The sequence below is a fragment of the Magnetococcales bacterium genome, from assembly GCA_015231175.1.
In the GTDB taxonomy this organism is placed as follows: Bacteria; Pseudomonadota; Magnetococcia; order Magnetococcales; family DC0425bin3; genus HA3dbin3.
The window spans coordinates 1-24,716 of the sequence record JADGBZ010000035.1 but is presented as its reverse complement, the minus strand read 5'-3'; the positions used below and the strand labels follow the sequence as shown (position 1 = coordinate 24,716).

Here is a 24,716-nt window from a genome sequence, read left to right as displayed (position 1 = left end):
GCTGGTCGACATGAGACATACGTCAGTGCGCGGCGCGGATTCCAAATATCAGATATTCCTAATTTTCTACTAAACATGAAAACACAGGCACAAACTTCTCACATATCTCATGCAGGCGATGTTTTGTCAAGGAAGAAATGTCGGACACAGGTGGGCGGATGGGGTGTGGCTATGCGGAGTCATGCAAAGATCCAAAAAATCTTTCCAATTCTTGCAGGATTTCCGGCACATTCTCAATACGCACTGCGTGAAATGTTTTTCCACCCGGGGCGATACGGACATTGGGGCCTTTGGCGCACTCGCCCAGGCAGAGGATCCGTTTGACTTTGACGGGCAGGTGACGCTGGGCGAGTTCATCTGCGAAAGCCTCAGCCAGGGCTGTTCCTCCCCGCTTGCCACAGGATGGGTTGGTGGGGGAGATGCGCTCTTTGACACAGACCAGCAACATGACTCCCTGCCGAGTCGTCGATTCTGGCATATTCATGTATGTATGGGGCCCGTTCGATGGGAAAAAGTTGTCAGAATTCGGGTGACTCCCCTTCATCCTGAGTTACCAGATCCGAGGTGGAAATGTGTTGGGATTTGCTGCCGAATACCTCCTCCATGAAAAGTCGCGACAGACTGGCCTGGATCTCTTTCTCCAGGTATTGCAACGAGCGTAACGTTCCTGTTGTGGAGATGGAGACCGGATCCCGGACAACCCGCGCCCGGGCATCGTTGAGGGCGACAAAATCCGTGGCAGCGCCGCTGCCTGGCGACTGTTTTGCTTCTGGAGCTGGCTGGGGCATGAAATGAATTTCCATGTTTTGGTTTCTCCGTCAGGGGGGTGGAATCCTGCTTGTGGGGGACCCCACCCCGGATTAGTATGAGGTTCCGGCTCCCTGACTCTCTTGATCGACCAAAACCTGCGGCAGAATAAGCGATCCATGCTGAAATTTCTCAACCGACTGGGTGTCAACGAACAGATCACCCTTTCCGGTATGGCTGTTCTCATTGGTATCATGGTTGGTTATGGGTCGATCTTGTTCCGCCGCCTGATCGAATTGTGTCAGTATTTTTTTATGGGCAGCGGTGACGAGGATGTCGTCAGTGTTTTGTCCGAGCTCGCCTGGTGGCATATCCTGCTGATGCCTGTTCTGGGAGGAGCGATCCTTGGCCCGTTGGTGCATTTTTTCCTGCCTGGGGCCCGGGGGGATGGTGTGCCCGAGGTGATGGTGGCTGTCGCCTTGAAGGGAGGGAAGATCAACCCCAAGGATGGTTTGGGAAAAATTTTGGCCTGTGCGCTCTCCATCGGCTGTGGCGGATCAGTTGGCCGTGAAGGCCCCGTGGTGCATCTGGGGGCAACGCTTGCTTCCATGTTTGGCGGCTATCTACAGATGACGACCAAACACATGCGCACCATGGTTGGGTGTGGGGTTGCAGCCGGTATCGCCGCCTCTTTCAATGCGCCCATTGCCGGGGTGATGTTTTCCCTGGAGGTGATCATGGGGGATTACGGTCTGACCACCTTTTCACCGGTCGTTCTTTCCGCCGTGATCGCGACGGTGGTGGCCCGCATCCACCTGGGAGATTTTCCTGCTTTCATCGTTCCCCACTACACCCTGGTTTCCGCCTGGGAGATACCCGCCTATGTTGGATTGGGGTTGGTTTGTGGCCTGACCGGCATTTTGTTCATGCACACCTTGTTCAAGTCCGAGGATTTGATCCGCAAAATCCCTGTTCCCATCTATTACAAGCCCATGCTGGGCGGGTTTGTGGTGGGCTTGATCGCCCTCAAGTTTCCACAGATCATGGGGGTGGGCTATGACACCATGAATCATGCCCTCCGGGAAGAGATTTTGGGCATGTTGATGCTGGCGCTGGTTTTTATCAAGATCATAGCCACCGCCGTCACCCTGGGAAGTGGATTTTCGGGCGGTGTCTTTACACCGAGTCTGTTTTTGGGGGCCATGGTTGGCGGGGCCTACGGTACCTATGCGCACTCTCTTTTTCCGGCCCTCTCCGCCGGGTCGGGGGCCTATGCCTTGGTGGGAATGGGAGCGATGTGCGCCTCGGTCCTGGGGGCGCCCATCACTTCCATTCTGGTTTTGTTCGAGTTGACCCGTGACTACAGGATCATGCTGGCCCTGATGGTATCGTCCATCGTTGCCTCCCTGCTGATCCACCAGATCTATCGTCATTCGGTGTTTACGCGGGCCTTGAGCCGCAAGGAGATCAAACTCGACACCCAGCGCGAGGCCAACCTGCTGCGCGATATTCCGGTCGGGGCCATCATGCGTCCATCCTGTCCTGTTGTGACCGATGTCACGACGATCCATCGCATCAAGGAGATGATCCACAACACCCGGGAAGAGTTTTTTCTGGTCAGAGGAGATGACGGCGCGATCAAAGGGACCATCTCTTTCCGGGAAATTCGTGGTGTTGCCTTTCAGGAGGGGCTGGAGCATCTGGTTCTGGTGCGGGACATTCCCATTCAGCGCATACTCAAGGTTGGTCCCACTGATGATCTGTTTGAAACCTTCCGCCAGATGGGGGCATCCGGCATCGAACAGGTGGTGGTGATCTCCCAGATCGATCCTGCCCAGATTTTGGGGATTATCACCAGTCACGACGTGATCCGGGCGTACAACAAGGCTTTGATGGATCGTGAATCTGGACAGACCCGGGCGCACAACTGACATGGTCGGGTGAAGCCCTGCCTCACTACCCGGCAACGAATCGGGGTCCAGGGGGCTGGCTCCCTGGCAGGTCCAGGACAGAGTCCTGGTGGGGTTCGGGGCGAAGCCCTGACAAAGGCTTTCATGTCCAGGCCTTTTTTGAAAGGGTACTGAATCGGGGTCCAGGGGGCTGGCTCCCTGGCAGGTCCAGGACAGAGTCCTGGTGGGGTTCGGGGCGAAGCCCTGACAAAGGCTTTCGTGTCCAGGCCCTTTTTGAAAGGGTACTGGAGCCGTTGCCCCGGTTCACAGATTGGCAAGGCCGTGAGCAGGGAGGAACAGAAAGAAAAGGGAAGTGGTCAGCAACAACACATCACGCCACCCCGGACGATAGGCAACATGGGGTGGTATCGGCAGGCCTGTGATGACCCCTTGGGTGATCAAATGGTGTTCCTGCTGCGTCATGTCAGCCATCATGTCGGTGATGAACAGGTTGACCCGTTGACTCAGCAGGGTCAGGACATCTGACCAGAGTTGTCCCCTCTTCTCCAGGGTGACCTGCCGGCGGCTTGCATCGGCCAGCAGCAACAGGCGGCCAACGCACTCCAGGGTCCACGACAGCAGGGTTGCCCATTTCAATACGGGGATGCCGACCCTCTCCAAAGGTCCAAACAATCCTCGCACGCCTGTGATCAAATCCTCGGTCGATGAGGTCTGCACGAGAACCCAGGCGAGTGTCGCCATGAGGGCCAGGTGGATGGATTGTTGCGCTCCGGCGAGCGCCCCCTGCCTGCTCAGGCCGTGGGCAAAAGGGAGCAACGCGCTCCCTGGCACAAAAAAACCATGCAGGAGGAATAGAAACAGAAAAAACCAACGCAATTTCCAAAGGGGCGACAAAAAATCACGCCACGGCATGGCGGAGAGCCAGGGCAGGAGTGGCACAACCACAACAGTGAGCCACCTGACAGGAGATCCATCGCCAAGACGGGAAAAAACGATTGACATGACGATAAAAGCAGCAAAACGGCTGCGGGGATCACAACGTTGCAGGAAGCAGGGGGAGGGGCGACGAACCGAAAGGGTTGGCTGTTGATGTATGGCGGCCAACGGATTTTTCAATGATGCTGACTTTTGATCGGAATAACGGTCGCGCAAGCCTCAAGCGGATGGGCAATTTCCACAATAGTGGGAACACCGGCCCCTCTCTTTTCCAGGCGTTTGTTGCGCTGTTTCAGCCAAAAAAAAAAGAGCCCAAAACAGAGCATGCCGGCGCCACCACCCAGGGCTTCGGCATCACTGGCCGCAAGACCCAGCCTGGATCCGATGGACTGAAACAAAAATCCCCCACAAAAGAGAACCAACACCGGTACGACGTAGACAAGAAAAGAGGAACGCAAAAAGTGACGATTCGAAATTTCCAGGGTTACAAGATCGCCGACCTCAGCGCCAATCGGGTTGAGAGCACGGACATGCACCTCTTTGTTGCCACCTCCCAGGGAGAGCGTCGAACAACCGGCCTCCTGAGGACACGTGCCACATCCACGTTGCTTTTGACCGACCACCAACGCATGCTGGCCATCAAGAGCGAAAACACGGGCCTGCTCACGCATCGCAACTCCCTCCTGATTCAGGAATGTCAGCCTGCCGTGGCTTTTGTCTCGTCGGATTTGGTTTTGGCGGCGGCAACCCGTTTTTTGGCGGCGGCCAGTTTGGCCGACTTGGTTGCACTGGCCTCCCCGTCGGCATCGGCATCCGACTCTTTGGCGGCACGCTCTTTTTTGGGGGGCTTGCCCAGAGCGGGGCGATAGATCTCCACGCGATCACCCGCCACGAGAACCTGCCCGGGTTCGACAATCTTGCTGAAAATGCCCAGCTTGTTGCTTTCCAGGGTGATCTGGGGGAATTTCTTCATGATTCCAGAGCGCTCCACAGCCTCGGCTGCGGTGATGCCATCGTTGGCCTCGAACTCGATGACGGTCTGCTTTGCAGCTTCGGCGTAAACCACCGCGATTTTCATGCGTCGATGCTCCCCAACGGTACGATCAGGCTTTGGCTTGTCTGGCGTTCAACCATCTGACCGCCACCAGGATAAAGCCCAGGACGATAAAGGCGCCAGGAGGAAGGATGAAACCGATGGCCGGATGGTAGGAAGGCCCCAACACATCCATGCCAAATAACTTTCCCGATCCCAGCAGCTCACGGCACGATCCCAGGATAAACAGAGCCAGGGTGAATCCAAGGCCGGTTGACAAACCGTCGATAACCGACGGAAGCGCCTTGTTCTTGCAGGCAAAAGCCTCAGCTCTGCCCAGGATGGCACAGTTGACCACGATCAGGGGAATGAAGATGCCCAGCACCTTGTGCAGGCTCAGGAAAAAGGCGTTCATCATCAAATCGACGACAGTCACAAAACTCGCGATGATGATGACAAAGGCGGGAATGCGGATGTCATTCGGGATAAAGTTCCGAACCCAGGAGACCACGACGTTGGATCCAACCAGCACGAACGTTGTAGCCAAACCCATGCCGATGCCATTGACGGCGTTGGTCGAGACCCCCAGCAAGGGACACATGCCCAACAGTTGGACAAAGATGACGTTGTTGTCCCAAAGGCCGTTTTTGACGATTGTTCCGGTTTCACTCATGGCCTGACCTCCATCGCCTTGGTTGCAGCAGGGGCCGCTTTGGCAAACAATTTGGCCTCATTTTCGACAAAGAAATCCAACCCGCGTTTGACAGCGCCGACGATGGCGCGTGGGGTGATGGTGGCGCCGGCAAATTGGTCAAAATCCCCGCCGTCCTTTTTGACTCCCCATTTGACGTTGCTGGCGGTCTTTCCTTTGAAGGCATCCGGCCATGATGTGGTCGCAAACTTGTCCCCCAATCCCGGGGTCTCTTTGTGGGAGAGGATCCGGATGCTGGAGACTGTACCCCCTGCGGCCATGCCCAACAGGATTTCGATATCACCTGAGTAGCCATTGGGAGCGATGACCGTAAAGGCGGCGCCCAGGTCGGCACCCTTCCCACGGGCCCGGTAGATTTTTACGGGGCTGCTCTTTTTATCCAATCGGGCATCGTTGACGACGATGAAGTCCTGGTCGGGACTGTTGTCAAACCCCGGGGGGAGGACTTGCTGCAGGGCATGCAAGAGTTCCTGCCGCTTGGCCTCGGCGATGGGGCCCTTGGTGATGGAGTCCGTTCCAGCCAGTATGGCGGTGGCAGTCAAGCCGACAACCATAAGAATCAGACCCATTCTGAAAAAGTCAGGCATTGCCAAACTCCTCAATATCCATCCTAAGCGTTCTTCTTGGCTTTTCCGTAGACCACTGGCCGCGTGTATTGATCCAACAGGGGAACAACGGCATTCATGATGACGATGGCGAAGGAGACCCCTTCCGGGTAACCACCCCAGGTGCGGATGATGTAGGTCAGCAACCCGCATCCGGCGCCGAACAGGATCTGTCCCAACGGCGTTACGGGAGAGGTGACCATATCGGTTGCCATGAAAAAGACACCCATCACCAAACCACCCGTCACCAGATGAAAAATGGGGTCGGGGTACCTTGTCCCATCCAGCAACCAGAAGATGGTGGCGGGCACCAGACAACCGGCCAGCATGGAGAGGGGGATGTGCCAGGTGATGATGCGCTTGGCGAGCAGGTAGAGACCTCCCAGGGCCAGGAGAACGGCGGAAGTCTCTCCCAACGACCCGGCGATGAAACCGGTGGCGGCCTTGAGGTGGTCGAAGGCATAGGCGCCGCCCAGTACATCCTGGACTGTCTTGCCCATGCTCAATCCGATGTGATACTGCCCCAGTGGAGTGGCGGAACTGATTGCATCCACGACCCCGCCGGGAGGCAGGTGTCCGGAAAATATCAGAGAGAGGGCGTCACCGAACGACAGGGCCTGTGGAGACATCAGGCCGCTGGGTTGTGGCCATGTGGTCAGCTCGACAGGGAAGGAGACCAACAAGAACACTCGGGCGATCAGGGCGGGGTTGAACATGTTGTATCCCAACCCGCCGTAGACCTGTTTGCCCAGCAGAATGGCAAAAAAACCGCCAGCCACACAGATCCACCAGGGGCTGTGGGGTGGCAGAGTCAGGGCGAGCAACAAGCCCGTCAAGGCAGCGGAAAGGTCGCCCAGAGGGGCCGGTCGGCACCTGATCCTGGCCATCATGTATTCGGTTGCGACGGCGGCCAGTGTGGTGATGACGATCACCAGGAGCGCCGGCCAACCAAAAATCCAAACGGACAGGAGGATGGCAGGTACAAGCGCCCAGATGACCGTCTGCATGATCCGGGGAATGGAATCTCCCCCGTGAACGTGGGGAGAGGAAGTGAACAACAGGTTTGATGGACTCATTGTACTTTCCGTTTCCGGTTCCTTCATCTCTGGGTGTCTTCGACTTGAATAAAAACTTCTCCGTCCAAAGCGTTTCCGACCCTTGTCCCATCACCAAGCGGTTGGCCCCGCCTCGGCCACCCGGAGCGATGGCACCTATTCGGCTGCGGGATGGTCCGACTTTTGTGTGGCGGCATCCTTGTCGAGCTTTTTTTTGGCCGCCATTTTGGCTGCCATCTCCTCTTTTTTCCGTTCCTTGGCCAATTTTTCCCTGGCCAATCTTTCATTTCTGGATTGGGTACGGGCCTTGTTCAGTTCATTTTTCCTTTGTTCCCGCTCTTTGGCTTGCAGGGCAAGCTTGCCGAAGCGGAAATAATGGACCAGGGGAATGTTGGCGGGGCACACATAGGAACAGGAGCCGCATTCGATGCAATCGAACAGATCGACACCGGTCAACTGGTCGATCTGATCCGTCTTGGCAAACCAGGCCATGGTGCAGGGAACCAACTGCATGGGACAGGCATGGGTGCAGTTGCCGCAACGGATGCAGGGGTGCTCCTGCTTGCCGGAGGATTCGTCCCGGGTCAGAGCGAGAATACCCGAGGTTCCCTTGACGACGGGGACATCCGTCTGGTGCAGGGCCAAGCCCATCATCGGGCCACCCATCACCACCTTGGGGGTGTTGGGTCGCAAGCCTCCACAATGGGCAAGGATGTCATCAACAAGGGTGCCGACCAGCACCTCGATATTGGCAGGGCGCGTGATGCTGTGGCCCGTTACGGTGACGACCCTGGAGAGCAGGGGTTGACCCAATCGAACGGCGTTGCGGACGGCCACGGCGGTGGCGACGTTGTGGACGATGACTCCGATATCGATGGGCAGCCCCCGGGAGGGCACCTGACGCCCGGTCACAACCTCGATCAGCTGTTTTTCCGATCCTTGCGGATACATGACCGGCAGGGTCAACACCCGTATGCGGGGCTCCCCGGCGACGGCCCTCTCCATGGCCGCTATGGCTCTCGGTTTGTTTTCTTCGATGCCGATGACACACTCTCTGGTTTGCAGGGCATGGAGCATGATCTGAATGCCCTCGACCACCTCCTGCGGACGCTCCTCCATCAGGCGGGCATCGCAGGTCAGGTAGGGCTCGCACTCCACGGCATTGATCAACAACAGTTCTACGACCTTGTCACGCGGCGGAGATAATTTCACGAAGCTGGGGAACGATGCCCCGCCAAGCCCGACGATGCCGGCGGCCTTGACCAGGTCGCGAATGGCAACAGGCTCCAGGGAGAGAGGGTTGTCCACCCCCTTGATTTGAGGATTCCATGCGTCCTTTCCATCAGGCTCGATGATGGCGCACAGCATGGTCAGGCCCGAGGGGTGGCCCACGGCGTGTTCCTGGATGGCGACAACGGTCCCGGACGTCGGCGCGTGGACCGAAGCGGAGATGAAACCTTCCGGCCTTCCCAAAGGGTCGCCCTTGAGCACCTTGTCACCTGCTTTGACCACCGGTTCACTGGGGGCCCCAAGGTGCTGGTGAAAGGGTACGACGAGCCGTCCGGGCAGGGGCATCGGCTCGATGGCGCAAAGCTCGGAGAGCTCCTTGTGCTCGACGGGATGCACACCACCATGAAATTTTTTGAGTACTGCAGCGACCATGCCCATCCTCGATGTCCCCATTGCCTCTTGAAACACCATGTCAACCCGACGCAGCCGCACTGCGCCAGACCCACCTGATCAGTGGAGAGCGTTCGTGGTTCCGGGTTTATCCCACCGCCATGTGTAGGCAGTCATCGGCACCGAGACCATGTCGATGCAATCCACCGGGCAAGGCTCGATGCAGGCTTTGCAGGCGGTACACATCTCCGCGACCACGGTATGGGATTGCTTGTTGGCGCCAATGATCGCATCCACAGGGCAGGCTTTGATGCAGGCGGTGCAACCGATGCAATCCTCTTCGCGGACGAAAGCGACCTTGGGTCCGGAATCGACATCCATCTCGACAGGCTCGACACCCAACATGGCGGCGATTTTTTCCATGACGGCCACGCCACCGGGCGTACAAAGGCCTATACTGGAAGCCTGTTCCGTGGCAATGGCCTCGGCGTAGGGGCGGCAACCGGGAAAGCCGCAGTTGCCGCAGTTGGTGGCGGGGAGCAATGCCGTCAACCCATCAACCTTCGGGTCACCCTCGACATGAAATTTTTTGGCTGCAAACCCCAAACCCAACCCGGCGACCAGCGCCAAACCACTCATGCTCAACACGGCTTCAATCATAAACTCTCCTCATAGAGAAGTCGGTCAACGATCAAACCAGACGTTACTTGACGATACCGGAGAACCCCATGAAGGCCAAAGAAAGCAACCCGGCACTCACCAGAGAGATGGGCGATCCCTTGAGCAGGACAGGCACATCCGAAAGGTCGATGCGTTCACGCATGCCGGCAAACAGGATGAGAACCAGACCAAACCCCATGCCTGCGCCACAACCATAAACGGAGGATTCGAGGAAAGAGCTCCCCTTTTGGATATTCAGAATCGCTACACCGAGCACGCAGCAGTTGGTTGTGATCAGGGGGAGAAAAATGCCCAAAGCCGCATACAAGACGGGGCTGGTCTTGCGGATGACCATCTCGGTGAACTGAACCAGGGCAGCGATGATCAAAATGAAGCAGATGGTGCGCAGATACTCAAGGCCCAAGGGGGCAAGGATCGCTCTCTCGGCGACCCAGGATATGCCTGACGCCAGGGTCATGACGAAGACGACCGCATAGGTCATGCCAATGGCGGTTTCAACTTTCTTGGACACCCCGAGGAAGGGACAGATTCCTAAAAACTTTGTCAACACGAAATTGTTGACGAAGACGGTGCTGACGAGAATAAGTACGAAGTCGGTCATGTCATTCATCTCACCTGTTGACTTTTTTGGACCGGCAGGCAGTGAAGACGTCCAGGATGACGGCCACCCATTCCATCCAATCTTCGGAGAGAGATCTACATCATCCCTTCTGAACGCCTCTGACCAAACTACCGGAAACGAGGCACTCTTCCCATCGAGGGATCTTCGGCAATCCGACCCCAGCCGTGACTTTAACACGCAGCAAGAAATTGTCCAGAGATGATGAAGAGAATCTTGACTTTTTTTCCAACTCTTCTTTATACCATCTTAATACTTGCTCTGCAACACTTGGCGCCATGGGAAAAACCGATGGCTGGTTCGGAGTGGGCTGTTATCGTTTGATCTGTTCGGCAATCGATTGCACCGTGACAGCCTCCAGATCCCGGAGGGCAACGATGCTCGAATGGTCACTGACAACACGGCTCAGGCTGACAGCCCGCTTGCTGACACGAACAAAGGCTTCCCAAAAGGCGCGGGGAACAGTGACCCGGCCACTGTTGTCCACGGGAAACATATAGGCTTCACGGGGGACCACCTGAAACACCACCCTGAGCTGGGTGACCGTTTCAGCCGTGATGACAAAGAGTTCCCCGGGACGGGCGGCGGTGTGTCCCAACAACTGTTCGACGGAAAACAACAGGTCGCCATTTTCCCCGAAATGATAGTCAAGCCTTCCCGGTGGCTGACCCTTGCCCGGCGTCAGGGTCAGGTAGGGTGAAGAGAGAAGACGGTCCATGGGTTTGAGCCAGTCGGAAAAGGGGAGCATTTCCGGGTGGGCAACCGGGGCTGTGTGCGCACGGCCAGTACCGGAAGGAGGGGGAGAGACCACACTTTCCGATGTCTGTCCGGGTTGGGTTGCAGGCGCACGATCAGTACCGGAAGGAGGGGGAAAGACCACACTTTCCGATGTCTGTCCGGGTTGGGCTGCAGGCGCACGATCAGTACCGGAAGGAGGGGGAGAGACCACACTTTCCGATGTCCGTTCGGGTTGGGTTGCAGGCGCACTGTCGGGGGTTCGTTCAGAAGCAGGGGTCGGTGGCGGGTTGGCTGAGTTTGGCTCTGATGGCAGGATTGGCGCCGCAACCAGGGCTGCCAATTCCGCCGTCAAGGCTGGGTGTCGCTCGGAGACCGGCGCCCATGTCTGCGCGGATTCAGGCACTGGAGACTCCACAGGTCTGGCTGCCATCGTCTGTTCGGATGAGGAGACATCCGCCATATGGGCGCTGGCCAACTCGCCAGGGTTGGCAGAAGGTTGGGAGGAAGTCTGACCGGTCTTTCCGGGTGGCGTCGCGCCGGCAAGATTGTTGGTGGCTGGCGGTTCGTTTGTCAGGGCCGCAAGAAGAGGGGTTGCCACGAGGTAGGATAGAGACTTTTCGGCCAGCATCGGTGCAGCGGGTAGGGGTGAGGCGGGTGTTTCGGTGGATGAGGGTGTAAGGGGTTTTTTTACAATTTTTGTTTTTTCAAGTACCAGAATGACAAGCGCAAGCATAAGCCCGGATACAGCGAGCCTGAGCAACACCTGGACCAGCATATTCTGTTTGGGCTTGGGAGGTTGCTTCCTGTTGGCCTGGTCCTTCGACACATGCGCCTGTCCAACTTGCTCATCATGGACCTGCCCGGCTTGCCTATCGCCGGGCTTGGCATCCCCGCCACCTGTATCTGTATCCTGGTCACGATCATCACGACTCGATGTCTTGGTTACCTGGGCCTCGCGGGGTTGGTTTTCCCATGCTCGATCCTCCCGGACTTTTGCTTCGAAATCCTGGTCTTCCCGGGCCTGCAACTCCAAGGCAGCGCTCTCCCTGGCCTGTGCCTCCCGGATTTGCCTTTCGCGGCCCAGTTCGACCCGATCCTGATCTTCCTGGAAAGTTGATTTTCGAACAAAATGGTCGAGGCTGACCGGTTGCCTCGCGTCTTGCGCGTCTACCTCGCGGGTGGGAACCATATTACCGGAAATGTCGCTTGACTCTCCGTCCGGGGAAAGGGAAATATCCCCGACGAGATCTTTCAAGGCATCGACATCTTCACCTATATCCATGGTGTCGCTGATGGCGATATCGACCACAAGGCCCCGCAGCGTCGTGGCGGCTGAAACCATGACTGCCATGGTGCTGACTCTCAGAGGCAATTTTCTCTGGTGTAATTTTTCGGCCAACCTTTCAAGATATTGACTCAATAGATAAATATTATTTTTGCCAAGGGTGCTGGATGCATCACGAATTTCGGAAAAGGTTCGCACCATTCTCCCGACGACGTTGGGAAGTTCGTCAGGGTCGATACCACTCAGGGATTCAAGGTCGTTGATCGTTTCGTATAACCGCTTCAGGTAGGTTTGCGCAAACTGGTCCATACTCTCAAATTGCCGCAAGTCCCGTAAATTTCTTTGTACCATGGCAGTGTCACCAATAACCGACAGACCAGAACGGGCCTCGGCAGCCGGTCTGGCACAGGGACGAAAAAAAACAACACGAGCGCGTTGTATGTTCAACTTGAGGAGGAACAGCCCAGAATTGTAGCCGAAGGGGGAGGCAGCAGGGAAGGGTAAGAAAGGGCCCAGCCAGGGAGTGGGGGAATTCTCCTCTTCCGTTGGCCAACGTAGACTGGGCACTTGAGGTGCAAAGGCAGGTTCAATCAACCGGAACCTGCCTTTGCGTCAACAGCTTTTTTTGTTCTTGTGACTATTGGATGGTTGCCACACCGGTCAACTTGCTGCCGTTGACGGACGCGCCATTGACCGACAAGGATCCGGTATCAATGTTGTTTCCATCCTTGTCGAGGAGGGTCACACCATCAATGTAGGTCGTGATGCTGAACTTGGCGCCCGAGTTCCACGGCCAGTAGGCGGAAGAGCCATTGCCCTGATCGTCTTGGGCAATCAAGACATTCGCAGCCTTGGGAATCAGGCTGGCGCCGTCGAGGGTGATGGTGGCGCCCGTCTTGACTGCATCATCGCTGCTGACTGTGATGGCATCTGCTTTGGGATTGGCGGTCGTAGCGGTAAACGTGGTACCGCTGGTATTGGTGATGGAGTAGTAAAGACTGGAGGTCGTCGGGATGTTGGCGGTCAACAATGTGCCGTTGAGGGTCAGAGTGACCCCATCGATGACCATGCTCAACCGACGCCTGTTGGTCGTGCTGGCTGCTCCTGTCGAATCAACGGGGATGACGGAGACACCCACTTTGACGGATTTGCTGGTGACGCCGGCGCCAAAAGGTTCATTTGCCACCTTGGCTACAAAGGTCAGCGTGGAAATACCGCCAAACACGGACGTATTGGGTACGAAGGGGGAGAGGGTGAAGCTGCCGCTGGAGGTGGTGGTGGCGGCGGTGCCGTTCACGGTCACCTTGTTGTCGACCAGCACCAGCCCGTTCTTGCCGGCATAAGGCACCACAACCGCAGGTACCGTGGAACCGGGAACCGTGATGGTGGAAGTGATCACCACCGCAGATGCGCCATTCACGGCCTTGCCGCCGTTGACGGTCTGGATCGTGGTCACGATGGTTGGGTTTTTGCCAATCAGGGCATCAAACGCAGCCTGATTTCCACCCACCTGGTTCAAGATCACCGCCTGGACCGCATTGCCCAGGGTGGCGAGTTTGGTCGCATTGAAGACCCCCTTCAACTTGGGTTGCTTCTGGACTTCCGTCACAACGACAGAGACTGAATTGGCGATGACATCATCGGTCACGGTGATGGCATAACCCGTCATCCCCTTGACAGCATTCAGTTTGGTCTGCATGCCACCCATCATGTTGGTCGTGAGGGTGTAGGTCTGGTCCGCAGAAACGTTGGGCCCGAAGAAGGCGGCCTGCGAATTTTCCACGAATTTGACCATTTTTTGGCTAATGTTGAGAGCAGTCGGAATTTCGACTGTGGAGGGAAGATTGGTCTTGACGAAGCTTGGATCCGCAGCCACGTTGGCCATCTGGAGGAGCGCACCGGTCATGGCCTGCATGATACCGGTGGTGACATTCGTACTCGTCAGGTCACCCTGATTGTCCTTCAGGAGGGTTTGCGCCGCCGCCAACTCGGTGCCGATGGCTTTGATCTTGGCCTCCAGGGCGCCCAGACCACCGCTGGGGAGGTAGGCCCGGGTGACCATGGCCTGCACAGTCGGATCCGTCAACTGTTGCGCCACGACATCCATACGCTCCTGGGCGCTGATCAAGGTATCCATCTTCTGGGCCTGCAACTGGGCCGTCACATCCGCCAGGGTGGCTCCGACCGGGAAGTTGGCCCCCGCCGTTTTGACCAGCTTGGCGACGTTTTGCACGCCCGACACGATCGAATCCCCGGCAAGGGCAGCGATGCCAGCCGGGCTGATCTTGGCCAGGCTTGTCGAGGCCGCGAACGCGGCGTCACTGGAGACCGTAGTGACTGCGTTGGTGATGACGGTGGTGACCAGGGTGCCCAGCGCGGTTGTTTGTGTGGCGGTGTCGCCGGTGAAGCTGTACACCACAGGCGCAGCCAGGGTCGCGTTGGTGTTCATGGCGTTGGCGGCAGCCTTGGCCACGCTCAGGAAGATTCTCGCCACGTCACCCTTGCTGGCATCGGTCGTCGCGCTGTAAGTCGTGACCGAGGTATCGATGCCGGAGGCAGCCGAGATGGAGGTTGCCGCCTGTCGGAACATGCGACCCAGGGATTGAATGCCGAGCATGGCAGCCGGGCTGGTCAGGGACTGCATGGCAGAGGAACCGATCAGGCTGACGGTCGCATCGATTCCCAGAGATTTCTGGATATTGGTCTGGGCGTCGGCGACGGGGGTGCCGCTGTCAACCAGGGTTTGGACCATGGTCGTGATGGGGGTGATCGCCGCAGCGCCGGAGGGGGCGGTCAGGGCGCCTACATAAGGGTTGAAATACAGAGAGGCATTGGCGACGTTCCCATCGGCCTTCCAATTGGCCATGGTCTTCCCTGTCACCAGGGAGTCCATGTCGTAACCGCCCTTGACCAGCAATCTTCCACTGGTCGAGAGAGTGAACTTACCATCGGCGTCGGTGGTCGTGGTCGAGGAGGGGGAGTCGCAGGCCTGGTCGTTGTTGTTATCGATACAGACGGTGGCCCCGATCAGGGTACCGCCGGCGTATACCGTCCCGGCTTCGGACGGAGAGCTACTGGAACCGCCACCACCACCGCAGGCGGCCACACCAAACGCCAAAGCAGCAACCCCCGCTACCGACAAAAGTCGCCCAGCCCTCACATTTTGTAATCGAGCCATCTCCACGCTCCTCTTTCCTGTTTTGGTTAAGTCGAAGAATTTCAATCCGCCGAGCCGAATGGCCCTTCCACCGCATCGCGCTCCCCAAAGAGCACGGATCGGCTCCCTTTGTCAAGCAACGTCGATTTTTTTTGACCATCGCTTCGGAGTGCTTGTCAACGCGCGGTTTTGCGCTGCCAGAGGATATACCCGGCCAATACCAGCAAGGCAAATCCGACCCCACCGCCGACGACCAGGCTCAGGTTGTCCTGTAGCCATTGCTGGTTCTCGCCAATGACGTAACCCAATATGAGCAACACGACGTTCCAGAGGGTGGCCCCGACAAAGGTGAAGAGAAGGAAAGGCGCCAATCGCATGCGCGCCAGGCCGGCGGGCATGGAGACCAAATGACGGATGCCGGGAATGAAGCGGCCCGTGAAGATCGAGATCTCGCCATGTTTGTGGACAAATGCTTCGGTCTTGTCCAGGTGTTCCGCCGTGATCAAAAAATATTTGCCATAACGCAAAATCAGCATCCGGCCCAGCCACAAGGCCAGGTAATAGCTGCCCAGGGATCCGACGATGCTGCCCAGACTGGAGGCCAGGACGATCCATCCCGGATCGAGACGCCCCTGGGAGGCCAGATAACCGGCGGGAATCATCACCAGCTCGGAGGGGACCGGCAGGATGGAGCTCTCCGCAGCCATCAGGAGAAATATGGCGGTGTAGTCCAGCTGACCCATCAGGGCCAACAGGAACTGGGTGAAATGTTCACTCATGCCTGGCGTCCTTTCACATCCGAGCGACGATACCGGCGGCAAGGAGCCCGATCATGCCACGACCAGGCGGCAGCCCCACCGAGGGCGGTGAGCATAGCATGAATATTTCGGGGAGCGCACGGCCTCTTTTTCCGGTTTGATGATAACCGGCAGGGGGATTTTCTCCTCTTGACGCCATCCAGGATCCATGTTTACTTTACAGAGAATTTATCCATCACAATTAAACTGTTCTGGTGTCGTGGCATGTACAAGACGGTCAGTAAATCACTCGATTTTGTAACAATTGAGAAACAGTTTCTTCGATTTTGGCAGGAGAACAACATTTTTTCCCAATTGCGTGAGAAAAATGCTCACGGGGAGGTCTGGTCATTTCAGGATGGACCTATCACCGCGAACAATCCCATGGGTGTTCATCATGCCTGGGGACGCTCTTTGAAAGATATTTTCCAGCGCTATCACGCCATGTCAGGCAGGCAGCTGCGCTACCAGAACGGCTTTGACTGCCAGGGATTGTGGGTGGAAGTCGAGATCGAAAAAGAGCACGCCTTCAAATCGAAAAAGGATATCCTCGCCTTCGGCATGGACCGCTTTGTGCGGGCCTGCAAGGAGCGGGTGTTGACTTTTGCCGCCAAACAGACGGAGCAATCCATCCGTCTGGGATATTGGATGGATTGGGATGATCCCGGGCAGCTGCGCCGGTTGCAACAGGCCCTGCACGATGATCTGCCCGAGATCACCTACACGGCCCCATCCGGGAATCGTTTCACAGGCACGCCCGAACAGATCATCGCCAACCTGGGCAGCCCGGAATACGGTGGCAGTTATTTCACCTTTTCCAACGAGAACAATTACACGATCTGGAGTTTTTTAAAAAAGTGCCACGCCGATGGTCACATCTATCGCGGCACGGACGTCATGACCTGGTGCCCGCGCTGTGGCACCGGGCTCTCCCAGATGGAGGTTGCCGAAGGCCGGAAAATCACGGAACACACCTCGGTCTACGTGCGTTTTCCCATCCTGGGACGGGAGAGGGAGGCCTTTCTGGTGTGGACCACCACCCCCTGGACCCTGACATCCAATGTTGCGGTGGCCATCAACCCGGAGATGACCTACCTGAAGATTCGACACGGCGGCTGGGTCTATTACGTCGGCAAGGACAATTTTTCCCACAAACGGCGTCAGGAGCTGGAAGCGGAAGGACAAAAACGGGTTGCCAACCTTCCCTCCCTGGCCCAGATACTCAAAGGTGTGGGTGGAGAGGCGGAGATTTTGGCGGAAATGCCCGGCGAGGCGTTGCTCGGTCTGACCTACGCCGGCCCATGCGATGCATTGACCGCCATGCAAACGCCGGGAGGAGTCACCCCGTTTGGTCCGACGCCGGGGGTGACGGACAGCGCGGTGGCGGGACATCGCGCCATCCCCTGGAAAGAGATCAGCGGTACGGAGGGGACCGGCATCGTCCACATTGCCCCCGGCTGCGGTACGGAAGACTATCACCTGGGCCGGGAACACGCCCTGGCCATCGTGGCCCCGTTGGATGACAACGGCATTTTTCTGGAGCAGTTTGGCCCCTACGCCGGCCAGAGCGTCCTGGATGTCAGCGCCATGGTGATCCAGGATCTGAAAAACAGGGGTGTGCTGATTGCCCGGGAGCAGTATCCACATGTCTATCCGCACTGTTGGCGCTGCAAAACCGAATTGGTGTTCCGTCTCATCGATGGTTGGTACATCAACATGGAGTGGCGGGACCGGATCAAAAAAGTGGTTCCGGGCATCCGCTGGATTCCTGTCGACGGCGAGGCGCGGGAGCAGGATTGGCTGCACAACATGGGAGATTGGTTGATCTCCAAAAAGCGTTTTTGGGGTTTGGCCCTGCCCATATGGGAGTGCCATGCCTGTCACTGGTTCACGGTTATTGGCGGTGAGGAGGAGCTCAAGGCGAAAGCGGTGGAAGGATGGGACGCCTTTGCGGGCCACTCGCCGCACCGGCCCCACATCGACCGGATCAAGATCACCTGTGAACGGTGCGGCCAGTTGGCCAGCCGGGTCGAGGATGTGGGCAACCCCTGGCTGGACGCAGGCATCGTTCCGTTCAGCACGGTGCGCTACAACAGCGACCGGCGCTATTGGGAAAATCATTTTCCCGCCGACATGGTGATCGAGTGCTTTCCGGGCCAGTTTCGCAACTGGTTCTACTCCCTGCTCGCCATGAGCGTGAAACTGGAAGGGCGCGCCCCTTTCAAAACCTTGCTGGGTCATGGCCTGGTTCGCGACGAGCAGGGCAGGGAGATGCATAAATCCACCGGCAATGCCATCTTTTTCGACGATGCCGCCGATATCCTGGGCGCGGATGTGATGCGCTACCTCTATGCCAGCCAGAACCCGACGACCAACCTCAATTTTCCCCGGCTGGACCACCAGGAGAGCAAGGCCAACCACCCCGATGCCGAAGTGCGGCGCAAGCTGCTCACCTTCTGGAACTGCTACAGCTTTTTTGTCTCCTATGCCCAGGTGGATCAATGGCGCCCCGGTGTGCAGGATCCTCCGCCGGGTGATCGGCCACAGCCGGACCGCTGGATCCTCAGCCGTTTGCAACTGCTGATGCAGCAGGCCCACGATGCCTTTCGCGATGTTGCCGTGCATCGTTTCATGGAGCAGTTCGAGCACTTCATGGATGAACTCTCCAACTGGTATCTGCGGCGTTCACGGCGGCGCTTCTGGGGAGACGGTTTGACCTCCGACAAGTGCGCCGCCTACGCGACTCTGCATACGGTTCTCGTGACCTGCATGGATCTATTGGCACCGATCCTGCCTTTTCTGACCGAAGAGATTTACCAGAATCTGATCCGCTCCGTGGATCCGGATGCCCCGCTGTCGGTTCACTTGCGCCCCTATCCGCAGCCGCAGCCAGCCTTGCGTGATCTCCATCTGGAGCAACAGATGGAGAGTGTCCTCAAGATCAAAAACATCGTTCTGGCCTTGCGCAACACGTGCAAGACCAAGACCCGGCAACCTTTGGGCGCCATTCGCGTGCTGCCGTCCGATCTTCAGGAGCGGGCAGTCCTGGATGAGCCATCCCTGGTCGGGCAGATTCTCGACGAGTGCAATATCAAAACACTCAAAATCCTGGCCGATGCGCATGGTGTTGAGGTCAAGGTGCGTCCCAACTACCGCACCCTGGGCGCCAAGGCTGAAAAACAGATGCCGCAAGTGGTGGCCAGTATCGCCGCAGCCGACCCCCTCATGCTGCAACAGGCCGTTGCGGGTGGTCACTCCTGGACCTTGACGCTGGACGATGGTCGGGATTTGGCGGTCACCGCTGCCGACCTGCAATTTTCCTGGGATGCCGGACCCGGTTTATTGGCCGGGCGGGAGAAGGGTACCCTGGTGCTCCTGGAGACGGAGGTGACAAAGGAGTTGGCCGCAGAAGGATTGGCGAGACATTTCAATCGCATAGCGCAAAATATGCGCCGGGAGACCGGTTTGGAGATCACCGACCGGGTTCGTATATCGTTCGATGGACCAGAATCTCTGGTCACTGCCGTGCAGACCCACAACGCCTTGTTGTGCCAGGAGTTGCTGGCCCAAACCATCACCCATCAACCTGGCTTGCAGGGGGGGGAGCTCCTCAAGCTGGAGGGTGTCTCTCTCCACATCGCACTGGAAAAGGTGGCATGATGTCGAAAAACGCCGCGACGCCCGTTGCAGAAAATGACCTCTCCGCCCTCATGGCGGATCCCTCCCTGGCGACCAGGGAGAGTCTTCTGGCTGCATTGCATCAGCGTGTCCAGGAGAACGAGCGCCTGCGTGGAGAGATCGCTCACCTTCAGGAGCATACCTCCAGGGCGGTCCAGGAACATATCCAGGAAGAAAACCTGAAGCCATACCAGGCGGAGTTGATCAAGCTGCAACACTACCTTGAAGAGAAAGAGTTGCGGATGATTGTCATCCTCGAAGGCCGTGACGGGGCTGGCAAGGGGGGAACCCTGCGCCGCATCACCCGCTACATGAATGAAAAACACTACCGGGTGGTCGCCCTGGGGAAACCCACGGACGTGCAAAGGACTCAATGGTTTTTTCAACGCTACGTGGAACAATTTCCCAGCGGCGGCGAGGTGGTCTTCTTCGACCGGAGCTGGTACAACCGCGCCATGGTCGAACCGGTCTTCAAATTTTGCACCGAGCGGCAATATCAGGATTTCATGCTGGCCGTGACCGGCTTCGAGCAGGACATCGTCCGGCAGGGGACAATTCTGGTCAAAACCTACTTCAGCGTCTCCAAGGATGTCCAATTGGCCCGTTTCAACAGACGCCGGGATGACCCGTTGCGGCAGTGGAAATTGAGCGAAGTGGACCTCCAGGCCCAGGATCATTGGGACGATTTTACCAACATGAAATATTTCATGTTGAAGCGGACCCACACCCCGGAGGCCCCTTGGACCATCATTCGCTCCGACAACAAGCACATGGCCCGTTTGAACGCCATGAAGGTGGTGTTGAATGCGGTGCCCTATCCAGAGCGGAATCGGGATCTGGATTTTGTGCCCGACCCCGAGGTCGTGGTTTCGGGATTGCGGGAGTTGGAGTCGATGGAGGCCCAGCGTATTCAGGAGGGCCGGTTCACGTTGTAGGCCGGGATGGAGCTCCAGGAGGAGGGGCTGCGCCCTTTCCGGATTTGCTTTTTTCCTTCAGGCGAAAGCCGAGCAGGAGCAGCACCACGATGACATAGACAATAGGTTCGCCATTTTCGTGGGTGGCTGCGAACCAAAAATGAAAGGCGACGAGTATGTTGATGCCATAGACCAGGGAATGGATTTTTTTCCATTTTTTGTGGCCCAGCTTGCGCACCATGTTGTGGGTGGAGGTGACCGTCAACACGACCAGCATGAGAAAAGCGACCATGCCCAACAGGATGAACGGGCGCTTGACGATGTCGCCATAAATGCCCGACCAGTTGAAGACCCACTCCAGGCTGAAGTAGGTGAGCACATGCAGGAAGGCATAAAAGGCCGCATACAGGCCGATCATGCGTGTGTACTGCATGAGAACCTTGATCCTGGTCAATTCATGGATGGGGCGAATGGCGAGTGAGACGATCAAAAAGTTGAAGGCCCAGTCGCCCAGATAACGATTGATGAAGCCGACGGGCATTTGTCCGAGGGAACTGCCCAGGGAGATGCCGCCGATCAACATGCGCCCGACCAACCAGATGATCGGCAACATGGAGATCATGGCGATGAGAGGTTTCAGGCTGGTTTTGCGGCGCTTTTTGGTCAAAACGTGATCATCGCTCTCGTCCATCCCGTTTTTCAGCAGCCAGAAGGCATAGAGCATGACCAGCAGGTGGCCGGTTCCCATGAGGACAAAGGGGGATTTGGGCCCCACGGCATCGAAGTAGTAACCGCCGCTCTGCACCAGCATGACGATACCCATGCCGCTGACCAGGATCAAAATACCCTGTACCGAGCCCAGGATATGTTTGGGGGAGAGTTCCGTGGCAAGGATTTTGGGGGCCACCAGACATCCGGCCTGACCGATGCCGACCAGGAAGAGTGGCAGCAGCATGGTGCTCCAGTCGTAGGGGTTGCCATCCATCCACCCCATGAGGATGAAGCCAAAACCGGCCAGGGAGAGACCCGCGCCAATGGCGGAGATGCGGCTGTGATGCTGCATGAAACGGGTCCAGAGAGGCATGGCGAGGAGAACGACAACTCCCATATAGCCCAGCAGCAAACCTGCCTGACCCACCGCCTGGATGCGCGTGACACCCACGATGTCGGCAAAGGAGATGCACCAGAGAGAGAGGAACAGGCTGGTCACCACCATGTCGGCACGGACATAAAACGCCGAGGCAAAACAAAGCTGTAGGCGCGGGTCGCTGGTGATCAGTTCCCAGGCGGTGTCCAGGGGGGTTGTGCTCCTGATCTGGGATGAGATGTGCCCTGGCATGTGCCTCTGGGTGACCACGGCCCCGAGCAGGGCCGCGAGGAAGGGCATCATCATGATGAGATGGATGTTGCTGGAGGAGATGGGGATCTGCATCAGGATGGCGCAGACCACCGTGGCGCCGAAGGCCATCATGACGGTCATGTTGGCCAGCAGGGGGGACTCCTTGCGCTGCCAGGTGGCGTCGCCTCCCAGGGTGGAGAGGTTCATCTGGACCGTATCGCTGCCAGCCGTGATCAGGATGCGCATCAGGTAATAGAAAAGCAGGCTGCCGACGCCGAACAGGAGTTCGATACCCTCGCTCAAGGGGATCAGCAGGGCGCCCAGGGAGGCAAGCCAAAATCCATACAAAAGAGGATTGGTGACGTGCTGGCGGCTCCAGGATTGGCCCAGGAAGAAGGTGATTCCCAGGCTGATAATCTGGGTGACGACCTGCACATGGGCGTTGATATTCCCCTCATTCTCGAAGGGTATTTTCAACACCTCATCCAGAAACAGCGGCTGCAAGGCCACCGTCAAGGAGATCACCAGGGTGCTGAGGGCCGACAGGAGATAAAAGGTGTTCCAGTGTTTTGGACTGAAAAGATTCTGCGCCGGCTCGGTGTCATGCTGGGTCATGGGGGGGCCGCCTTGCCGGGTTCACTCTTCATCGCTGTCCAGTCCTGGGGTCCAACTGCGCAGATGATTGTCACGCAGGGTGCAGAATTGGCCATGGATGGCGAGGGTTTTGGCATATTGCATTTGGGCAACCTGCACACTGGCTTCCTGGAAGGCTGTTCCCTTGATGTAGGTTCCGACCTGGACGCCACACCCTTGTTGTTCCAGGTTGCCGCGTGGCCCCAGATCCAGCCAGACGGGTTCGTTGACGCCATCGTCAACGAGGATGATCACCCCTTCCTGATTGTCCAGAGTGACGCGCGGCGACTTCCAGTATACATGCCGGACCTTGCCCTGGAAACGAACGACCTGAAAGCGTTCGTGGGATTCGGGGTCGAGCAGAGAGGTCGAGGCAGGGGGTAACCCGGGGGTCAAGGCAACGGGGATGGAGGCCGGAGCCTGCCGCAACTGATGCAGTGTGGCGATCTGTTGCCGACTGATCATCTTGTGGCAGCGACCACAATTTTGTTGTCCTCGGGCATCCGGGTGGGGGTTGGGCGTCCCCTCGATGACGGGGGGAATGGCCCGGGTCTGACCGGTACCATCGATCTGCATGACCTCGTGGCAACTGGAACAGACCATCATCTGTCGCCCATTTTTGTGGGGCGATGCAACCCCGGCGACGATGGGGGGCACATTATTGTAGACGTGGTCATTCCACGGATTGTCGGGGATGATGGTCAGCAGCAGCAGACCGATACTGAAGACCACCCCGGCGGCCATGATCCACTCAGCGATATTTTTCAAAGGCTTCCTGTGATTTTTGTCCGGTGGTAACTGTTCGGCGCATGGCCACGCATCGGGGTCCAGGGGGCTGGCTCCCTGGCAGGTCCAGGAGAGCGTCCTGGTGGGGTTCGGGGCGAAGTCCCGACAAAGGCTTTCATGTTCAAGCCTTTCCTGAAAGGGTGCTGAACAGTGGCATCCGGCACAGCGTCAACGCGGTCCCATCACCTGTACCTGCGGCGGACCCATCTCCATGGGACTGTGGATGATGGTGTCCAGGGATTGTTGATGCATGATGACCGGACTGTAGGTCTGCCCCCGCAATTCCAAACCATGCACGAACGCTCGCAGGTGGTTGAACGAGCCTCCGCGTATGGCCTGATAGACCTGAATGATATCCTGGTGCTGCGCACCTTTGATGCCCTCATTCAGATCGGAAATGTCCACCTCCTCGATGAAACCCCCGACACGTAACGCCTCGTTGACGGATTGTTCGCCACGTTTGAGCAGCGTCTGATAGGTTGCGGATAATTTGGCGTTTTGCAAAGCACCGACAGTATCATCGATGACCGGGTCGGCAATTTGGTAGCGGACCAGCAACGCACGTACCGCATCCATGTGCTTTTGTTCTGATCGGGCAATGCTGTTGAACAAGGAGAGGCCCCACCGTTGATGCATCGCACGGTAGACATCGCGGGCCATTTTCTCCTCTTCGCGCATGAACTGCAAGGAGGTGATCTCGGCCTGACTCAATCCGCCGGGTGATGCGGGTTGAAAAGCGACTGTTTGCGCGGAAGATGGGGCGAAACTGGTGGATGCACTGTCCGGGATGATCGATTTGTTTTCCAGGAGAAAATAAAAGACGGCTGCAAAGACTGCACCGACCAGAACACGCCCCACCACGGCTGGGACAAAGAGTCCCCTGGATGCGACGCTCCCTTCGTTGTTTCGACCTCTACCGTTCTGGTCGGCGGGAGAGGATTTTTCAAACGGATCGTCGAGCAGGCTCATATCACTCCAGAAGCGAATACCCGTATTCGCACGGATGTTGCGCACTCATTTCAGGCCAGGCGTCCGTTTTGTTGACCCCTGCGGGCGCAGCCCCAACGCGCCCATTATGAAGGCCATGGGTGAACGAGTCAACTTGATTGGCTGGCAGCCCAGGGCCATCGCATGCAGACGCATTGCAGCTTTGAAAAATTGCAAAAACAGGGGTCGGCAGCACACTTTCTCAAATGTTATTGCTCTGAGCGGATGCGGAGCGGCGCAGGGTGACATAGTGGTGAACGCCGTACCCGACCAATGTGGCTACACCAATCAGCAGAACCGGACCCCAGGCCCCCAGACCCAGGCCCAATCCCAGGGTGGCGCCTGTTCCGGTCCAAATGGTGCCGCCGGCTTTGGCTACGGTTCCGGCCAAGGCTGATTTGGTGCCAACCAGGACGACGGTTTGGGGGTGGGGGAGAGGGGGGGGTGTCATGGCAGCCGTGGCTGTCTTGGCTACGCCTGCCTT

At 57.5% G+C, this 24,716-nt stretch carries 21 protein-coding genes; 3 read left to right on the top strand and 18 right to left on the bottom strand.

Translation table 11 applies throughout. The features are described from left to right. Positions 1–169 precede the first annotated feature (169 nt). Complete coding sequence (locus HQL63_09150) at positions 170–484, bottom strand: (2Fe-2S) ferredoxin domain-containing protein (GenBank protein MBF0176999.1); 315 nt, start codon at positions 482–484, stop codon at positions 170–172. Between the two features lie 34 nt (positions 485–518). Continuing rightward, complete coding sequence (locus HQL63_09145; protein ID MBF0176998.1) at positions 519–803, bottom strand: hypothetical protein; 285 nt, start codon at positions 801–803, stop codon at positions 519–521. A 123-nt stretch (positions 804–926) separates the two neighbouring features. Between HQL63_09145 and HQL63_09140 the strand changes: the two genes are divergently transcribed. Beyond that, the gene (locus HQL63_09140; protein ID MBF0176997.1) at positions 927–2,678 is read left to right on the top strand and encodes a chloride channel protein; all 1,752 of its coding nucleotides are present in this window, start codon (positions 927–929) and stop codon (positions 2,676–2,678) included. Positions 2,679–2,960: 282 nt separating this feature from the next. On the opposite strand, the gene HQL63_09135 is transcribed toward HQL63_09140, so the two are convergent. From HQL63_09135 to HQL63_09080, 12 genes are all read right to left on the bottom strand, one after another. Further along, positions 2,961–3,773, bottom strand: coding sequence for a hypothetical protein (locus HQL63_09135; protein MBF0176996.1), 813 nt, complete (start codon positions 3,771–3,773; stop codon positions 2,961–2,963). Beyond that, positions 3,770–4,264 (bottom strand): SoxR reducing system RseC family protein, encoded by a 495-nt coding sequence (locus HQL63_09130; protein ID MBF0176995.1) that lies wholly within the window; start codon positions 4,262–4,264, stop codon positions 3,770–3,772. Before HQL63_09130 ends, HQL63_09135 begins: the two co-directional genes overlap by 4 nt. A gap of 26 nt (positions 4,265–4,290) precedes the next feature. After that, entirely contained in the window at positions 4,291–4,671 is a 381-nt protein-coding gene (locus HQL63_09125; GenBank protein MBF0176994.1) for an RnfH family protein, read from the bottom strand. Between the two features lie 25 nt (positions 4,672–4,696). Continuing rightward, positions 4,697–5,299 (bottom strand): electron transport complex subunit E, encoded by a 603-nt coding sequence (locus tag HQL63_09120; protein ID MBF0176993.1) that lies wholly within the window; start codon positions 5,297–5,299, stop codon positions 4,697–4,699. Next, positions 5,296–5,925 (bottom strand): RnfABCDGE type electron transport complex subunit G, encoded by a 630-nt coding sequence (locus HQL63_09115; GenBank protein ID MBF0176992.1) that lies wholly within the window; start codon positions 5,923–5,925, stop codon positions 5,296–5,298. Before HQL63_09115 ends, HQL63_09120 begins: the two co-directional genes overlap by 4 nt. 23 nt (positions 5,926–5,948) lie before the next feature. After that, positions 5,949–7,019 (bottom strand): RnfABCDGE type electron transport complex subunit D, encoded by a 1,071-nt coding sequence (locus HQL63_09110; GenBank protein MBF0176991.1) that lies wholly within the window; start codon positions 7,017–7,019, stop codon positions 5,949–5,951. Between the two features lie 135 nt (positions 7,020–7,154). Next, positions 7,155–8,660, bottom strand: coding sequence for an electron transport complex subunit RsxC (gene rsxC, locus HQL63_09105; GenBank protein MBF0176990.1), 1,506 nt, complete (start codon positions 8,658–8,660; stop codon positions 7,155–7,157). A gap of 78 nt (positions 8,661–8,738) precedes the next feature. Then, on the bottom strand, positions 8,739–9,278 hold the full coding sequence (gene rsxB / locus HQL63_09100) for an electron transport complex subunit RsxB (GenBank protein MBF0176989.1): 540 nt from the start codon (positions 9,276–9,278) through the stop codon (positions 8,739–8,741). A 43-nt stretch (positions 9,279–9,321) separates the two neighbouring features. Continuing rightward, complete coding sequence (gene rsxA, locus HQL63_09095; GenBank protein MBF0176988.1) at positions 9,322–9,900, bottom strand: electron transport complex subunit RsxA; 579 nt, start codon at positions 9,898–9,900, stop codon at positions 9,322–9,324. Between the two features lie 331 nt (positions 9,901–10,231). Beyond that, positions 10,232–12,292 carry a hypothetical protein gene (locus HQL63_09090; GenBank protein ID MBF0176987.1) on the bottom strand — a complete coding sequence of 687 codons (2,061 nt, stop codon included), beginning with the start codon at positions 12,290–12,292 and terminating at the stop codon, positions 10,232–10,234. Between the two features lie 286 nt (positions 12,293–12,578). Next, positions 12,579–15,119: a hypothetical protein gene (locus HQL63_09085; protein ID MBF0176986.1), complete on the bottom strand. Its 2,541-nt coding sequence runs from the start codon at positions 15,117–15,119 to the stop codon at positions 12,579–12,581. A gap of 155 nt (positions 15,120–15,274) precedes the next feature. Then, the gene (locus HQL63_09080) at positions 15,275–15,877 is read right to left on the bottom strand and encodes a DedA family protein (protein ID MBF0176985.1); all 603 of its coding nucleotides are present in this window, start codon (positions 15,875–15,877) and stop codon (positions 15,275–15,277) included. Positions 15,878–16,120: 243 nt separating this feature from the next. Here HQL63_09080 and HQL63_09075 point away from each other — a divergent pair, with 243 nt between their 5' ends. Continuing rightward, entirely contained in the window at positions 16,121–19,555 is a 3,435-nt protein-coding gene (locus HQL63_09075; protein MBF0176984.1) for a class I tRNA ligase family protein, read from the top strand. Between the two features lie 50 nt (positions 19,556–19,605). Further along, positions 19,606–20,508 carry a polyphosphate kinase 2 gene (gene ppk2, locus HQL63_09070; GenBank protein ID MBF0176983.1) on the top strand — a complete coding sequence of 301 codons (903 nt, stop codon included), beginning with the start codon at positions 19,606–19,608 and terminating at the stop codon, positions 20,506–20,508. On the opposite strand, the gene HQL63_09065 is transcribed toward ppk2, so the two are convergent. The 4 genes from HQL63_09065 to HQL63_09050 all read right to left on the bottom strand — a co-directional run. After that, complete coding sequence (locus HQL63_09065; protein ID MBF0176982.1) at positions 20,498–22,441, bottom strand: MFS transporter; 1,944 nt, start codon at positions 22,439–22,441, stop codon at positions 20,498–20,500. The genes ppk2 and HQL63_09065 overlap by 11 nt on opposite strands. Before the next feature lie 21 nt (positions 22,442–22,462). Further along, complete coding sequence (locus HQL63_09060; GenBank protein ID MBF0176981.1) at positions 22,463–23,227, bottom strand: magnetochrome domain-containing protein; 765 nt, start codon at positions 23,225–23,227, stop codon at positions 22,463–22,465. Between the two features lie 186 nt (positions 23,228–23,413). Then, entirely contained in the window at positions 23,414–24,214 is an 801-nt protein-coding gene (locus HQL63_09055; GenBank protein MBF0176980.1) for a DUF2202 domain-containing protein, read from the bottom strand. Between the two features lie 220 nt (positions 24,215–24,434). After that, on the bottom strand, positions 24,435–24,716 hold a 282-nt coding region (locus HQL63_09050; GenBank protein MBF0176979.1), incomplete at its 5' end, for a magnetic particle specific iron-binding protein.

Coding starts and splice junctions, on each gene's coding strand:
- HQL63_09085 (MBF0176986.1), bottom strand. CDS start 15,119: ATGGCTCGATTACAAAATGTGAGGGCTGGGCGACTTTTGTCGGTAGCG.
- HQL63_09090 (MBF0176987.1), bottom strand. CDS start 12,292: ATGGTACAAAGAAATTTACGGGACTTGCGGCAATTTGAGAGTATGGAC.
- HQL63_09140 (MBF0176997.1), top strand. CDS start 927: ATGCTGAAATTTCTCAACCGACTGGGTGTCAACGAACAGATCACCCTT.
- HQL63_09145 (MBF0176998.1), bottom strand. CDS start 803: ATGGAAATTCATTTCATGCCCCAGCCAGCTCCAGAAGCAAAACAGTCG.
- rsxC (MBF0176990.1), bottom strand. CDS start 8,660: ATGGTCGCTGCAGTACTCAAAAAATTTCATGGTGGTGTGCATCCCGTC.
- HQL63_09080 (MBF0176985.1), bottom strand. CDS start 15,877: ATGAGTGAACATTTCACCCAGTTCCTGTTGGCCCTGATGGGTCAGCTG.
- HQL63_09150 (MBF0176999.1), bottom strand. CDS start 484: ATGAATATGCCAGAATCGACGACTCGGCAGGGAGTCATGTTGCTGGTC.
- HQL63_09120 (MBF0176993.1), bottom strand. CDS start 5,299: ATGAGTGAAACCGGAACAATCGTCAAAAACGGCCTTTGGGACAACAAC.
- HQL63_09130 (MBF0176995.1), bottom strand. CDS start 4,264: ATGCGTGAGCAGGCCCGTGTTTTCGCTCTTGATGGCCAGCATGCGTTG.
- HQL63_09125 (MBF0176994.1), bottom strand. CDS start 4,671: ATGAAAATCGCGGTGGTTTACGCCGAAGCTGCAAAGCAGACCGTCATC.
- ppk2 (MBF0176983.1), top strand. CDS start 19,606: ATGGCGGATCCCTCCCTGGCGACCAGGGAGAGTCTTCTGGCTGCATTG.
- HQL63_09075 (MBF0176984.1), top strand. CDS start 16,121: ATGTACAAGACGGTCAGTAAATCACTCGATTTTGTAACAATTGAGAAA.
- HQL63_09115 (MBF0176992.1), bottom strand. CDS start 5,925: ATGCCTGACTTTTTCAGAATGGGTCTGATTCTTATGGTTGTCGGCTTG.
- HQL63_09055 (MBF0176980.1), bottom strand. CDS start 24,214: ATGAGCCTGCTCGACGATCCGTTTGAAAAATCCTCTCCCGCCGACCAG.
- HQL63_09110 (MBF0176991.1), bottom strand. CDS start 7,019: ATGAGTCCATCAAACCTGTTGTTCACTTCCTCTCCCCACGTTCACGGG.
- rsxB (MBF0176989.1), bottom strand. CDS start 9,278: ATGATTGAAGCCGTGTTGAGCATGAGTGGTTTGGCGCTGGTCGCCGGG.
- rsxA (MBF0176988.1), bottom strand. CDS start 9,900: ATGACCGACTTCGTACTTATTCTCGTCAGCACCGTCTTCGTCAACAAT.
- HQL63_09065 (MBF0176982.1), bottom strand. CDS start 22,441: ATGACCCAGCATGACACCGAGCCGGCGCAGAATCTTTTCAGTCCAAAA.